Genomic DNA, 14,044 nt, shown 5'->3' with positions numbered 1-14,044 from the left:
GCCCCGCCCTGCCCGCTTGCCGCAGGTCAAACCGGGCGGTCAGCGCCGGACAATTTCCTGTTCCACCACGGCGTCCAGCACCCAGCGCAGGCCGGAGGTGTCGGCAGGCGGATTCGGGTCCTTGATCTCGACCACACGCAGGCGGTAGCGGATGCCGGGCTGGAAGTTGAAACCGGTGATGTCGCCATACCAGAGCTGCCAGGGCTGCGACTGGCTGTCGCGCACCTGGTAGCAGGTGGTGCGGCCGGCGCCGGCATTGCAAGGCACGCGTTCGGCGTTGACGTACACCAGCTTGGTCGGCCCGACCTGGCCGCCCGCGACGGGGTCGATGCGGCGGCCGAAGTCCAGCGTGTCGCCGGTGCTGAGCACCCAGCTCATGCGCTGCGGGTTGTTGGTGTTGTCGAACGACGTGGCGGTGATGCGCGTCAGGCTGGCCAGGAATTCCTGTTCAAGCTGCATGTTCACGGGTGCGCACGCCATCATCGTCGCCACGGGGTTGGACGTGATGATCAACTGGCCGTTGGCCACGGTATAGGGCGCGTTGTACGCGTTGCAGCCCGAAAAGCCGCTGGCGCGCGTGGCGCCCTGGTCGTGGATGAAGCTGATGGTGAGCGGACGCGAATTGGACGACGGGTGCGGGATTTCACGCAGCGCGCCGCCCGGGCGGGTCCAGCGGGCCAGGTCCCAGCTGGTCTGCGCCAGCACGTCCGAGGCCGAGGCAGGCTGGAAGCGCGGGTCCCGTCCATCCGCGGTGCGCTGCGGCGGCGCCGCGCAGGCCGCCAGGCCAAGACTGAGCACGCAAGGCGCGATCCAGCGCAGGGATGAAGACAAGGGCATGGGATTCTCCCGCAAGAAACTAGGGCTTGGTCAAAGCCGGCGGCCCCTTGCACGGTGCCATGGCGGCAGTCGGCCGGGGCCCCGGGCAGCGCCCATTGTAGGCGCGCCCCGGGCGGGCGCCGCGCCGTGCAAAACAGACTGAAACACCTGGCCCGGCGGGCCTCAGGGCGTGGGCGGGTCCTGGCGGCGTTCGAATTCCAGCACGTCGCCGCCGCGCAGGTTGAAGGTCAGGTGGCGCGGCGCGCCGCCGCTGTCCAGCGTGAAGGTATCGATGGCGCCCAGACTGCGCAGGTAGTCGTTTTCAAGGGCCGCGCGCTCGGCCGGCACGCAGGCCATGCGGGTGGCGCCGCGCGCCTCGATGAAGAGCTTGCCGGCCTCGAGCTTGTACGTGCCCATGTAGCGATTGCAGCCCGAAAAACCGCCCGCGCGGTATTCCTTGCCCTGCGCCAGGAAGGTCAGTTGTATCGGTTCGCCGTTGTCGCCATGGGGAATGTTGCGCAGCCCGCCCGAGGCCTGGGTCCAGCGCACCAGCTCCCAGCTGGTCTGGGCCAGCGAATCGGCGCTGCTGGCCGCGTTGGCCGCAGCCGCACCCTGGGCGCGCGCGCCCCCTGTGGAACCGGCGCAGCCCGCCAGCGCCGCGGCCAGCAGCCCGACGCCCAACAGGCGGCAATGCGAAGACAGGAAGGAAGACATGGAACAGCACTCCTGAATAGACACACCCCCAACTGTAACCGCCATGGGGCCGGCGCGTCCCGGGGCCTCCCCCTGACAGCCGAATCCGAAAGCGGCAAGCGGCGTCCTCCCTGCGCAGGGGGGGCCTGCATCGTACGCCGCATGGCGGCGGCCCTTTGCGGCGCGCAGAATCGGCTGACCCCCGTACGCGTCTGGCGTGAAGCCGGCGGCGGGCCCGGCAGCACATAACAACGACGACCGGAGACACGGCGATGGGCTTTTTGCGAACCTTGCTGGCGCTGTCCGTGGTGCTGGACCACCTGGGCGGCGGCACGACCGATTGGCTGGTGGGCGGCCGCCTGGCCGTACAGCTTTTCTATGTGATTTCCGGCTTCCTGATTTCCTATGTGCTGACCGCCACCGACCACTACCAGGGGTCGGTCGGACGGTTCTATGCCAACCGGGCCCTGCGCCTGTATCCCGTGTACCTGGCGGTGGCGGCGCTGACGCTGCTGGCGCATGCGGCGGGCGGCGGCGCGTTCTGGCGCTTCTACGACCATCTGCCCTTTGCGGCGGAATTGTTCCTGGGCGTGTCGAACCTGCTGATCCTGGGGCAGGACTGGCTGATGTTCTTCGGCATCGAGCACGGTGCGCTGGCATTCACCGGCAGCTTCGCCCACAGCGAGGTGCCGCTCTACCAGGGCCTGTTGGTGCCCCAGGCCTGGACGCTGGGCGTGGAGATGAGCTTCTACCTGATCGCGCCCTTCGTGCTGCATTCGCCGCGCCGCCTGCTGGTGCTGCTGGCGGCGTCACTGGCGCTACGCGCGGTGCTGGTGGCCACCGGTGTGGGCCTGGCCGATCCGTGGACCTATCGCTTCTTTCCGACCGAACTGGCGCTGTTCCTGATCGGGTCGCTGTCGCACCAGGTGCTGCTGCCGCGCTGGCAGGCCTGGACCCACCGCCTGCCGCGGCTGCCCGAGATCGGCACCGGCGTGCTGCTGCTCTACGCGCTGGCCCACTTTTCCATCGGCCTGCCGCACACGGTGCGCGATGCGCTGGCAGTGGTGCTGTTTGCCGCCCTGCTGCCGCTGGCCTTCCTGTTCCAGTCGCGCCATCGGCTGGACAAGGCCATCGGCGAACTGAGCTATCCGATCTACATCTGCCACGCGCTGGTCATCCTGTTCTTTGGCTGGCTGCTGGACGGCGCGCAGACACGCCAGCCGGTGATGTTCACCGTGCTGGTGGTGGTGGGCTGTATAGGCTTTGCGGCGCTGCTGAACGCACTGATCGCGGACCCGGTCGAACGGCTGCGGCGGCGGTTGCGCGCCCGCGGCGAGGCGGCCGATTCGGCAGTGGCCGAAGGCAGCCGCGATGGGCGTGCGGATACCATCCACCCTCCCGGCAAGGCGGAAACGGCGCGCAGGATGACGCCCGCGTCGCACGCCCGCGCGGTCCCTTCCGGGCGCACCGTGGGGACTATTCGCCGCGCGCCTTGATGTAGGCCGCCAGCACCTGCTCGATCTGGCGCTTTTCCTGCAGGCTCAGGCGGGCATAGGTGGCGTAGGAGACGGTTTCGAAGGGCCAGGGAGGCGGGGGTGCGAGGCACTCCCCCACAGTGGACGGCGGTTCGGCATAGGCCGGGCTGGCCATCGGGCCTTCGCCGGTGCTGAGCCACATGGGATTGACCCGCAGCGCCCGGGTCAGCTTGATGAGCGCATCGCTGGAAGGCTGCAGGCGCTGGCCGCTTTCGTAGTTGCCGATGGCGCTTTGCGACAGGTTGCTCGCGACTGCCAAGTCCTTCTGTGTCCATCCCTGAAGCATTCTTGCGTTGCGCAGACGATGGCTAAACGTGTCCAATCGATCAACCTGAGACATTAATATGAATTTATTTATTTGATTAAAACATCTCAATACTGCCGTCAAATAAACGGATTACACCCCAATTCCCGGGCTAATCCGTAAATCGCGGCGCGCACGCCCACCCGCCTGCCACGGCGCGGCCGCGGCCTCGCCGAGCACACCGGGCATCTTGCAAAAAGACCATTGCTATCATCGGCTTGCGGGCTACGGCGGGCGCTTGGCCTGTCGCCCCGGCCCTGAGCAGGCCCGGTCGACCGTGCCATTAAAGCCCGCCCGAGTTTATGTCGCCTCGCCATAAAAAATAAAAAATAATGTATCGGTAATACTTAATATCTTATGGTCGCAAACACGTGAACGAACAGCGTTTCAGGCGCTTGCCATCGATTGGCCTTGGCACGCGTGTTACTACCAGAAACTACAGAAACGTATCTTCACAAAAAAACACGCCCGTGTTTAAATGAAACACGGGCGTGACTTCCATGCGGAATCGGATCATCGGCGGCCAGAGCGCAACACGCTTGAGCCAGGCGCCGCCCCAGACCCCGACCGCGGCCTCGACCGGCCGCGGCCCAGACGCTGATCGACAGTCCAGTTCATTTCAGGGCGGTCGACACTGAAAGCCCTAGCCCGCCACCAACAACACCGCCAGATGCCGCCACATCATGGCGCGCAGCAAAGGGAGAGGGGCATGATACGCAATGATCACGCTGTGGTTGGCGCAGGCGGGCATCCATGAACAACACGCTGGATGTCATCTTTCTCGGCCAGGACGACGCCCGGCATGCCCGGCTGGTCGAGGCCTTGTCCCATCTGGGTTTCAGCGTGCGCCGCTGCCATGACCTGGCCGACGTCTACGACCGCTACTCGCGCCGCCCCAGCCCCCTGGTGATCCTGGAAGCGCCCCTGCCCGACATCCACAACGCCGCGGTGCGGTTGCGCGCCATCGACCGCAGCCTGGGCATCGTCGCCATCGCGCCCTTTGGCGCCGAGGAAAATCGCATCCGCACGCTGCTGTGTGGCGCCGACGCCTGCCTGCCGCCGGAAGTGACCGGGCTGGAATTGGCCGCCGTGCTGCAGGCGCTGGTGCGGCGCGCGGTGGGGCTGGACGGGGCCGATAACGTCGTGGAGCCGCCGCTGCCCGACGAGCCGCTGCTGGAATCCTGGCGGCTGGCCAACAAAGGCTGGACGCTGATCAGCCCCACCGGCCGCCAACTGGGCCTGACCACGGGCGAGCGCGACTTCCTGACCAAGCTGGTCAAGGCGCCCGACCGCAAGGTCAGCCGCGACGCCTTCTACCCGGACGGCGCCGAAGATGCGGACGGCGCCATCACCCGGCGCCGCTTCGTCGACGTGATGATCAGCCGGCTGCGGCGCAAGGCGACCGCCAACCACATGACGCTGCCGATCCGCGCCGTGCATGGCTGGGGCTATATGTTCGCGGCGGATATCGCGCTGGAACTGGACAATCGGGAGGGGGCTGAAGAGGGGCGTCCGGACGGACTGGAAGATTCGCGGCGTTATGCGCTGGATGCCAACGCGCCGTCTTACTGATACGCTACGGGCCAGGACGCTGGCGCCAGACGAAAAAAACGCGGCGCTGCCCCGAAGGTAAGACGCCGCGCTAAAACAACACGTGAGCCTGGAGTCATCAGCCGGCACTGATGCCTTCTACCTAGATCACGCGATTCCAACATTCGTGCCTCATACTACTCACGCACGGACTGGCCGTGAGCCCGGGCGGGGTCTCTAGTCCCCACTCAAGCTGCAGCGTGATCAACGCCCGGGTGATTCGTCCGCCCTAGCAGCTGGCGGGCTTGTCGCCCGTATCAGCGGTGTTCCTCTCGGATAGCCGCGTGATGAAAGAAGTTTAGGACGTCGGGCGCAATTCAAGTAATTCTTTGTTGATAGCCTTCTATACATATTGGATATAGGAAGCCCACCGCGCTGCCCTATAGAATGAGCGGCAAAGGACGCCCCTGCCATGCCCCATTCCCTGTCCGGCCTTGCGCGCCGATTGCGCCTTGTGCTGACCCGCATTCCCCCCAATTGGTGCCTTGCCATTCTCGTGGCGCTGGACGGCTATGCCTTCATGCATCCCGTGCTGCGCGAAGTGCGCGCGCGCGAGTATTCATTCTGGCTGGCGCTGGATAACTGGCACGACGTGATGCAGGTGGTGGGCCTGCTCGAGATTCCGCGCCTGGTGCTGGGCGTGGGCCTGCAGGTCATCGCGCTGGGCCTGATCCTGAAGGCGCGCATCGCGTGGGCCTTTTCGCTGGTGCTGCTGATCGGCGTGGGCACCTTCGCCATCCTGGGCGACAGCGGGCGCGCGGGGCTGGGCGTCTATACCCTGGTATTGGTGATCGCGCTGATCGCCTATTGGCGCCGCTTTGACCGGGCCAGCGTCACGGCCGGCTCGCTGTTCGCGCTGGTCAGCATGGCGTCGCTGCTGATCTACGCGATCTTCGGCACGCTGTACCTGGGCGAGGAATTCAATCCGCCCATCAAGGACGCGGCAACGGCGCTGTATTTTTCGATCGTGTCGATGTCCACGGTGGGCTATGGCGACATCACCCCGCACAGCAACGCGGCCAGGCTGTTCACCGCGTCGATTATCATTCTTGGCATCACCGTCTTTGCCACTTCCATCAGTGCGATCGCCGGCCCGGTGATCGGCGGCAACCTGAAACGGCTGGTCAAAGGCCGGTTTTCCAGCGCCATGAGAAAAAACCACATCATCATCGCCGGCGCCACGCCCCTGGCCATGAGCGTCTACGAAGGCTTGCGTCGCCGCGGCGACGAGGTCACCGTCATCGTGCCGCCCGGCGCGCCGCAGGAATACCCGGCCGCCACCGACCTGATCGAAGGTGACCCGTCCAGCGTGGAAGTGCTGCGCAGCGCGGGCGTGACTCGTGCGCGTTATGTGCTGGCGCTGCGCGAGGACGACGCCGAGAACGCCTTCATCGTGCTGGCCGCCAAAGAAGCCGTGGGTGACCAAGGCGCCAAGACGGTCGCGCTGGTCAACACCAGCAAACACCTGGAAAAGATCCGCCGGGTGCAGCCCGACCTGGTGTTCTCGGTGCAATTGCTGGGCGCCGAACTGCTGGCGCGCGCCATCAACGGTGAAGCGCTGGACAGCCAGTCCATCACGGACCTGTTCTTCGCCAAGGCGGCGCCCCAGGCCAAGACCTGATCAGGCGGCCCTGCCAGGTTGACAGGCCCAGGGCCCGTCAACCCGCCACGGCGCCTCGCACGAACCCTAGCCGCAGCGATAGACGTTGCCCGAGAGCGTGACGTTGGTCTGCTCCAGGTGATCCTTGCCGCCCGTCTGCCCCGCGCGCTGCGTCAACAGGTACACCACGTTGCCGCCCAGCGCGGCGGCCTTGTTCTTCAGGTCGTTGCGCGCCCCCGTTTCCAGATCCGCATTCGAGGTGATCACGCCCGCCAGGAAATTGCCCTGGCTGCCGGTCACGTCACCCAGGAAGGCGCAGTCCTTGCCCGGTTCGTTGTGCGTGATGCGCACGTTGGAGGAAGCGCCGGGCGACAGCGCCGTGGGCGCGCAGGCAGCCAGTGCGCAGGCCGAGGCCAACAGGGAAGCGACACGCAATGCATCGCGGGAGATCGCAGGCAGGTAGTGCATGGCAAGCATCCATCAAAGGGACGTGGGAACCCGGCGCGCGGGCGAACCCTGCGCGACAGGCAGTGAAAAAAAGAAGGTCGAATTGCGGCCGCCGCGCGGAGGTCGGGCGGCCCGATGCGGGTCACGCGACGGCCGCCCGCCGCGAAAGTGGTTCGACGCGGCGATCGAGGCCGGCCGCGACGCCTAGTCGACGCCGGTGCCCTCGCTGGCCGCGGGCTCGCCGGGTTGGTACTCGAGCAGGTCGCCGGGCTGGCATTGCAGCACTTCGCAAATGCGCTCCAGCGTGTCAAAGCGCATGCCCTTGACCTTGCCCGATTTGAGCAGTGACAGGTTCGGCTCGGTAATACCGATTTCCTGGGCCAATTGGCGCGCCTTCATCTTGCGCTGGGCCAGCATCACATCCAGCCTGACCACGATCGCCATCAGATGAATCCCCGGTTTTCTTCGGCGACCTGGGCCGCTTCTTCCATGGCCCAGGCCAGCGTGAACAACAGGCCGCCGAGCAGGCCGAGCAGGATGTCGCTGATGTCGATGCCGATCATCATGTGGCGCTCGCCCGGCCCATTGGCCAGCGTCAGGGCCAACATCAAGACGGTCTTCAAGGCCGGCACCGCGACGCTGAACACCGTGATCAGCAAGGCAATGCCGCGCAGGCGCCTGGCCGTGGCCACGGTCAGCACATCGCCGCGGCTGAAGTCGGAAAACATCGCGTGGGCATGGGCGATGGCGCGCAACGCCAGCGCCGCCAACACCCCGAACAAGGCGAAACCCAGCACCCGATACGCGGGCCCCAGGTTCAGGCGCGGCAGGGTGACGGGCGCGGCGGGTTCGGCATAGGCCGGCGCCGTCACGCCAAGAAAGGAATACAGACCGCGGGCCAGCACGGGCTCGGACGTGAAGAACCACATGCCGACCAGTGCGGCAATGAGGATCACCGCGGCCACGACCAGCAGGCCGCGCATCCAGCGCGACAGCCCACGGATGCGGGCCAGGCGCCGGGCGCCGCTCGCGGGTGGCGAAGTCTCGTGGACGGATGAAAAGGTCGGTGCGGCTGCCATGGCGGTCTCCGGATGGCGTTGCTAGGGCTATGAAGTTGCTGTAGTGTAGCAACAAATTATCGTTTTACAATAATTTTTTATCCCGATGAGGAAAGTCATGCGGATCACCCTGGTGGTCGCGTCGCTGCTTGCCGCGCTGTTGTACTTCATGCTTTCAGACCCCTGCGCATGCGCCGCCGCCCCCGGTGAACGGATCTGCCGCGACACGACATGCCCGCAGGCGGCGCGTGGCGCCAGCCTGTGGTCGCTGGGCAACCGCTTTTCGTTGTTGAACCTGCCGCTGCGCGCGCTATGACACCGCGAGCACCGGCGGCTGCGCCGCCTTCTCGGCATACCAGCGCACGAAGTCGGCCGACGGCATGGGCCGGGCAAACAGATAGCCCTGGATGAACGCCACGCCGCGCTGCGCCAGGTACGCGAACTGCTCGGGCGTTTCGACGCCTTCGGCCACCACCGCCAACCCAAGGCGATGCGACAGCGTGATGATCACGTCCAGCACCGGCGCGTCTTCACCGGTGGGCTGGATGGCGTGAACGAAGCCCTTGTCGATCTTCAGGTAATCGACCGGGAATTTCTGCAGGTACGACAGCGAGCAATGACCCGTGCCGAAATCGTCGATGGCCACGAACACGCCCTCGGCCCGCAGCGCGTCGATGTTGCGACGGGCCTGGCCATTGTCGGCGATGAGGCTGCGCTCAGTGATTTCCAGCACCATCAGCGAGGGCCGGATGCCGGCGCGAAAGGCCTGCACGTCGGCCAGCAACGTCGGGCTGGACAGGTGTGCGGGCGCGAAGTTGACCGCGATATGGAATTCGGGCGGCGTGGCCCAGTTGCGCATGTCGCGCTGGATCAGCTTGAGCAGATGCTGGGTCAGCGGCACGATCATGTCCTCGACCTCGGCTGCCGCAATGAAGATGTCCGGACGCACCGGCCCCACGCCAGGACGGTTCCAGCGCATCAGCGCCTCGACGCCTTCGCAGCGGCCCGTGGCCTTGCCATAGACCGGCTGGTATTCGACGTGGAATTCGTCGGCCGCCATGGCGCGGCGCAACTGCTCTTTGAAGGACTGCCGGTTCACCTGCAAGCGGTAGGCCCCGAAGGCCAGCAGCGCGCCGAGCAGCAAGGCCACGGGCAGGTAGGTCACCAGCAATTGCTGCCAGGCCCGCACGACGGCCTCTGGCGGGGCCAGCACCCGCACGTCCAGATCGGCACGATCCGCCACCCTGTCGGCCTGCTGGAACAGCAGCGCCGGCGTCGCCGAGGCATGGCCCCAGGAATCGCTGCGGATGGGCGCGCCCTGCCCCAGCGTGACTTCCAGTTGGTATTCGCCCAGCGAGGCCACCGAATTGAGGATGTCCTGCACATAACGCCCATCGATGGCGACCACGCCGCCGCGGCCGTCAGCAGCCGGCATGCCCAGCAGCAGCGCCGGCCGCTCGGGCGCCATGGGTGTGCCCGCCACGCTGAAGAACCACTCTGCAGGCGGAACGTCCACCGGCCACTTGCGGAATTCACCCGTGAGGTAATCCACTTCACCCAGCACCGACGAGCAATAGATGTGGTCGCGCTCGACCAGGATCAGCGCGCGGAAGTACGGGTTGAGCGTGCCCCAGCGGTACAGGTCGGGCAGCGCCTCTTCACAGGACTTGGCGGTCAGCGCTGCCACGCGCGGCAGGATGTCGACCGCGCGATCCACGATCTGCTCGGTCTGGGCCCGGACGATGCGTGCCACCGTGGCCGCTTCGGCGCGTTCGGTGGATTGAGCGTGCAGCCAGGTCCACGCGACGCAGCCCAGCACCGGCAGCATCAAGGCCAACGCCACCGGAAAATATCGCCAGGAGGGTACGCGGACGGTCATTCCGGAGTTAGGCAAAGCGCCCTCGCTGCGTGAGTCGTGGAAGTGACGCAAGAATACAGGGCGGCGCGCAGACGCGGATACCGTCCGCGACGGATAGCCTGGGATGCCATTTTTCCCATATACTGAATGATACTTATTCCTATTTTTCTACTGCTCGGTATGGTCCGCATGGGCAAGCACCCCGCTTTTTCCACTCTCGCTGCCCTGTACGTGGACTATCGCCCCTGGCTGGTGAGCCGCCTGCGCTTTCGGCTGCGCAACCATGCCGACGCGGAAGACCTGGCGTCGGAGACTTTCCTGCAGGTGGCCACGGGCCGCGAGCCCGCTGACATCGCCGAGCCGAAGGCGTATCTATCCACCATCGCGCGACGCCTGCTGTTCCATTTCTGGCGCCGGCGCGAGCTGGAACAGGCCTATCTGCACTGGCTGGCGCTGCACGCGGCCGACACCGCCCCGTCGCCCGAGGCCCAGGCCCTGGGCATGGAGATGCTGCTGCGGGTGGACGCCATGCTGGCCGGGCTGCCGCCCGCCGTGCGCGCCGTGTTCCTGTACAGCCAGTTGGACGGCCTGGGCTATGCCGAGATTGGCCAGCGCATGGGACTGTCTGTGCGCACCGTGCAGCGCCATTTCGCGCTGGCATTGGAGCGCTGTCTGCGGCTGCAACGCGAGGACCGCGCATGACGCCCGACGCCGACCACCAGGCCATCCAATGGATGGTGCGGCTCAGTTCCGGCAGCGCCAGCGCTGCCGACCAGGCCCAGTTCCAGCAGTGGCGCGACGCAGCGCCTGCCCATGCGCGGGCCTGGCAAACGTTGCAGGCCGGTATCGGCGCGCCGTTGCAGGCGTTGCGCGCCGCGGGCCTGTCCGCCGCCGACGCCACGCCGATCCGTGACCTGCTGGCGCGCGGACCGTCGCGGCGCCAGTTCCTGGGCAAGACCCTGATGCTGGCCGGCGCGGGCGTGGGCAGCGCGTGGCTGGGCGCCCGTTTGTGGCGTGACCGCAGCGACTGGAGCACGACCACCGCGCAGCGCCTCGCAATCGGCCTGGAAGATGGCAGCCGCCTGCTGCTGGACGCCTGCAGCAAGGTGCGCCTGGAATTCACGGACGCCGTGCGGCGGGTGCGGCTGCTGCAAGGCGCACTGGTCGCCAGCGTCGCGCCCGACACCGACCGGCCATTCGGCGTCACCACCGAAGATGGCACGGCGTGGGCGCGCGGCACCGAATACATGGTGCGCAAGGAAGCAGATCACAGCGTGGCGGCGGTACTGCAGCACGAGATCCGCGTGAGCAGCCGTTCGGGCCAGCAACTGGACCTGACCGAGGGCCAGGCGGCGCGCTATGACACCGCCGGCATCGCGCGGCTGGACGCCGCATCCGCCCGCGCGCTGACGGCCTGGCGCCAAGGCCGCCTGGACGTGCTGGATGCGTCGCTGGCGCAGGTGGCCGATGCGCTGCGTCCGTACATGCCGGGCGCATTGCACGTGACGGCCGGCGCCGCCGCGCTGCGCGTGCAAGGCGTGTTTTCGCTGGACCGGCCCGAGCAGGCCTGGGCCGCGCTGGCCGCGACGCTGCCATTGAAGATCAGCCGCTACGGCGGCTGGCTGACCTGGGTCGACGTGGCCTGATCGCGCCATCCGCCATCAAGAAATAATTAATTACACAATGGCTGTCCGGTTTTCCGGCGCCGATACACCTCCGGGTAATCCCACTTCTCTTCACGCCCCCGGAGATCAACCGTCATGCCTCGTTTCCCCCGCGCCAGCCTGTTCTTCATGGCCGCGCTGATCGCGCCCGCCGCCATGGCGCAGTCCGCCCGCCTCACCTACGATTTACCGGCAGCACCGCTGGCTACCACGCTGAACCGCATCGCGGTGCAGAACGACCGCGTCCTGTCGGTGGACCCGGCGCTGGTGCGCGGCCTGGATGCCCCGGCGCTGCGCGGCAGCTACACCCTGGACGAGGCGCTGCAACGTGTCACCGCAGGCTCGGGCCTGGAGCCGGTGGTGCTAGCCGACGGCGCGCTGACGCTCAAGCGCAGCACGCAGCCGGTCGCCACGCTGGCGCCGATCAACGTGACCGGCGCCGTGGAAACGGCATGGAGTCCGGTGCAGGGCTACGTGGCCCGCCGCAGCGCCACGGCCACCAAGACGGACACGCCCATCATCGAGACGCCGCAATCGATCTCGGTGATCACGGCGGACCGCTTCAATGCCCAGGGCGCCACGAACATCAAGGACGCGCTGGCATACTCGCCCGGCGTGGCCACTACCACCTATGGCGCCGACTCGCGCTATGACTGGATCTCGCTGCGGGGCTTCGACGCCTACACGCCGGGCTTCTACCTGGACGGCCTGCCGCTGCGCAACACCGGCAACTGGGGCATCTGGCAGACGGAAAACTACGGCGCCGAGCGCATCGAATTGCTGCGCGGCCCGGCCTCGGTGCTGTTCGGGCAGACCGGCCCGGGCGGCGTGGTCAACGTCGTCAGCAAGCGGCCGCAGGAAGAGCCGTTGCACGAACTGCAGGCGCAGCTGGGCGACCATCAGCGGCGCCGCATCGCGGCGGACTTCACCGGGCCTGTCGACGAGGACGGCAAGTGGCTGTACCGCTTCGTCGGCATGGGCCTGGATGCCGAGCTGCCTTCGCATGGCATGAACAACGACCGCCTGTACCTGGCGCCGTCGCTGACATGGCGGCCGTCGTCCGACACCACCCTGACGCTGATGGCGCAATACGCCAGCAAGCGTGGCGGCACCTATACCCGGGTGCGCCCCGCCGAAGGCTCGCTGGTGCCCACGCCCGCCGGCACCCGCATCCCGACGTCGCTGCTCGTCGGCGAGCCGGGCTATGACCATTTCGACCAGACCCAATGGATGGCGGGCTACGAGCTGGAGCATCGCGTCAGCGATGCGCTGACGCTGCGCCAGAACCTGCGCTATGGCCGCCTGAAGGTGGACTATGCCGCGGTGCAGTCCCCCGGCTACGTGACCGTCAATGACGACATCACCGACCCCGCCAACTACCAGGCCCTGCGGCGCACCGTGTCCGGCAGCCGCGAACACATCTCCAGCTTTACCGTGGACAACCAGGCGCAGACCGACCTGACGCTGGGCGACTGGCGCCACCGCATCCTGGTGGGCGTGGACTACCAGCGCAGCCGCATCGACCAGTTCAGTTTCAACGGCGGCAGCGCGCCCGACCTGGACATCTACAACCCGGTGTATCACCGCGGCCCGATGGTGCGCCCGGCGCCCTGGATGGACGCGGACCTGACCCTGACCCAGACGGGCCTGTACGTGCAGGACCAGATCAAATGGAACGAGCGCTGGGTCGCAACCTTGGGCGGCCGCTACGACAGCGCCGACAGCAAGATCCGCAGCCGCATCGACGGCAGCAACACCCGCTACCCCGACCACAAGTTCACCGGCCGCGCCGGCCTGGTCTACCTGGACCCGACGGGCTGGGCGCCGTATGTCAGCTACTCGGAATCGTTCATTCCCACGGTGACGCTGGACCCGCTGACGGGCCAGCCGTTCAAGCCCGAGACCAGTCGCCAGTACGAAGCCGGCCTGCGCTACCAGCCGCCCGGCACCAAGGACAGCTACAGCGTCGCGGTGTTCGACCTGCGGCGTCAGAACTACATCAGCTACGACGCCGAATCGATGCCCAAACAAACCGGCGAAGTGACCGTGCGCGGCGTGGAATTCGAAGCCACGATGCAGCCGATTCCACGCATGAATGTCATCGCCTCGTATTCATGGACGCCCAAGGCGGTGGTGACGGCCAGCAGCAACCCCGCCGAAATCGGCAAGCAGGCCACCGCAGTGCCGCTGAACCGCGCCTCGCTGTGGGTGGACTACCGTTTCGAATCGCGGGTCAAGATCGGCGCGGGCGCGCGCTATACCGGCGCCAACTACGGCGATGGCGGCGGCACGCCTGCACAGGTGCCGTCGTTCGTATTGATGGATGCGATGGTCGGCTACGACGTCAGCCACTGGAGCCTCGCGCTCAATGTACGCAATCTGACCAACAAGACCTACATCGCCAACTGCGGCTACGGCAACTGCTATTACGGCGAGCCGCGCACCGTCGTGGCGACGGCGACCTACCGCTGGTAGCCGC

14 protein-coding genes are annotated in these 14,044 nt (G+C 66.8%); 7 read left to right on the top strand and 7 right to left on the bottom strand.

Annotated elements, in window-relative coordinates; all coding sequences use genetic code 11:
* Window positions 1–39: 39 nt before the first annotated feature.
* The gene (locus U858_RS0122300; RefSeq protein ID WP_025139376.1) at window positions 40–837 is read right to left on the bottom strand and encodes an META and DUF4377 domain-containing protein; all 798 of its coding nucleotides are present in this window, start codon (window positions 835–837) and stop codon (window positions 40–42) included.
* Window positions 838–999: 162 nt separating this feature from the next.
* Window positions 1,000–1,530 (bottom strand): META domain-containing protein, encoded by a 531-nt coding sequence (locus tag U858_RS0122295; RefSeq protein ID WP_025139375.1) that lies wholly within the window; start codon window positions 1,528–1,530, stop codon window positions 1,000–1,002.
* A 251-nt stretch (window positions 1,531–1,781) separates the two neighbouring features.
* Here U858_RS0122295 and U858_RS0122290 point away from each other — a divergent pair, with 251 nt between their 5' ends.
* A complete protein-coding gene (locus U858_RS0122290; protein ID WP_025139374.1) occupies window positions 1,782–3,005 on the top strand; it encodes an acyltransferase in 1,224 nt (407 codons plus the stop codon).
* Here the strand turns inward: U858_RS0122290 and U858_RS0122285 are convergent.
* Window positions 2,986–3,384, bottom strand: coding sequence for a helix-turn-helix domain-containing protein (locus tag U858_RS0122285; protein ID WP_081821686.1), 399 nt, complete (start codon window positions 3,382–3,384; stop codon window positions 2,986–2,988). The two genes, U858_RS0122290 and U858_RS0122285, sit on opposite strands and share 20 nt — an antisense overlap.
* A 717-nt stretch (window positions 3,385–4,101) precedes the next feature.
* On the opposite strand from U858_RS0122285, the gene U858_RS0122275 reads away from it, so the two are divergent.
* Entirely contained in the window at window positions 4,102–4,920 is an 819-nt protein-coding gene (locus U858_RS0122275; RefSeq protein ID WP_025139372.1) for a response regulator transcription factor, read from the top strand.
* 430 nt (window positions 4,921–5,350) lie between these two features.
* Window positions 5,351–6,559: a voltage-gated potassium channel protein gene (kch, locus tag U858_RS0122270; RefSeq protein ID WP_025139371.1), complete on the top strand. Its 1,209-nt coding sequence runs from the start codon at window positions 5,351–5,353 to the stop codon at window positions 6,557–6,559.
* Between the two features lie 66 nt (window positions 6,560–6,625).
* On the opposite strand, the gene U858_RS0122265 is transcribed toward kch, so the two are convergent.
* From U858_RS0122265 to U858_RS0122255, 3 genes are all read right to left on the bottom strand, one after another.
* The gene (locus U858_RS0122265; RefSeq protein ID WP_081821685.1) at window positions 6,626–7,006 is read right to left on the bottom strand and encodes a DUF4156 domain-containing protein; all 381 of its coding nucleotides are present in this window, start codon (window positions 7,004–7,006) and stop codon (window positions 6,626–6,628) included.
* Window positions 7,007–7,189: 183 nt separating this feature from the next.
* On the bottom strand, window positions 7,190–7,429 hold the full coding sequence (locus U858_RS0122260; RefSeq protein ID WP_025139369.1) for a helix-turn-helix transcriptional regulator: 240 nt from the start codon (window positions 7,427–7,429) through the stop codon (window positions 7,190–7,192).
* On the bottom strand, window positions 7,429–8,064 hold the full coding sequence (locus U858_RS0122255; protein ID WP_025139368.1) for a DUF2975 domain-containing protein: 636 nt from the start codon (window positions 8,062–8,064) through the stop codon (window positions 7,429–7,431). Before U858_RS0122255 ends, U858_RS0122260 begins: the two co-directional genes overlap by 1 nt.
* Window positions 8,065–8,161: 97 nt before the next feature.
* Here U858_RS0122255 and U858_RS0122250 point away from each other — a divergent pair, with 97 nt between their 5' ends.
* Complete coding sequence (locus U858_RS0122250) at window positions 8,162–8,359, top strand: hypothetical protein (RefSeq protein ID WP_025139367.1); 198 nt, start codon at window positions 8,162–8,164, stop codon at window positions 8,357–8,359.
* On the opposite strand, the gene U858_RS0122245 is transcribed toward U858_RS0122250, so the two are convergent.
* Entirely contained in the window at window positions 8,354–9,922 is a 1,569-nt protein-coding gene (locus tag U858_RS0122245; protein WP_025139366.1) for a cyclic diguanylate phosphodiesterase, read from the bottom strand. The genes U858_RS0122250 and U858_RS0122245 overlap by 6 nt on opposite strands.
* Window positions 9,923–10,090: 168 nt before the next feature.
* On the opposite strand from U858_RS0122245, the gene U858_RS0122240 reads away from it, so the two are divergent.
* The 3 genes from U858_RS0122240 (at window position 10,091) to U858_RS0122230 (ending at window position 14,040) form a co-directional block, all read left to right on the top strand.
* Window positions 10,091–10,603 (top strand): sigma-70 family RNA polymerase sigma factor, encoded by a 513-nt coding sequence (locus U858_RS0122240; RefSeq protein WP_025139365.1) that lies wholly within the window; start codon window positions 10,091–10,093, stop codon window positions 10,601–10,603.
* Window positions 10,600–11,547: a FecR domain-containing protein gene (locus U858_RS0122235; protein ID WP_025139364.1), complete on the top strand. Its 948-nt coding sequence runs from the start codon at window positions 10,600–10,602 to the stop codon at window positions 11,545–11,547. Before U858_RS0122240 ends, U858_RS0122235 begins: the two co-directional genes overlap by 4 nt.
* A gap of 114 nt (window positions 11,548–11,661) precedes the next feature.
* Window positions 11,662–14,040, top strand: a complete 2,379-nt coding sequence (locus tag U858_RS0122230; protein ID WP_025139363.1) for a TonB-dependent siderophore receptor — start codon at window positions 11,662–11,664, stop codon at window positions 14,038–14,040.
* Window positions 14,041–14,044: the final 4 nt, after the last annotated feature.

The sequence above is a fragment of the Achromobacter sp. DH1f genome (assembly GCF_000633435.1).
GTDB lineage: Bacteria > Pseudomonadota > Gammaproteobacteria > Burkholderiales > Burkholderiaceae_B > Achromobacter > Achromobacter deleyi.
Note: the sequence above shows the minus strand (reverse complement) of the source record. Positions and strands in the feature narration are given on the sequence as shown.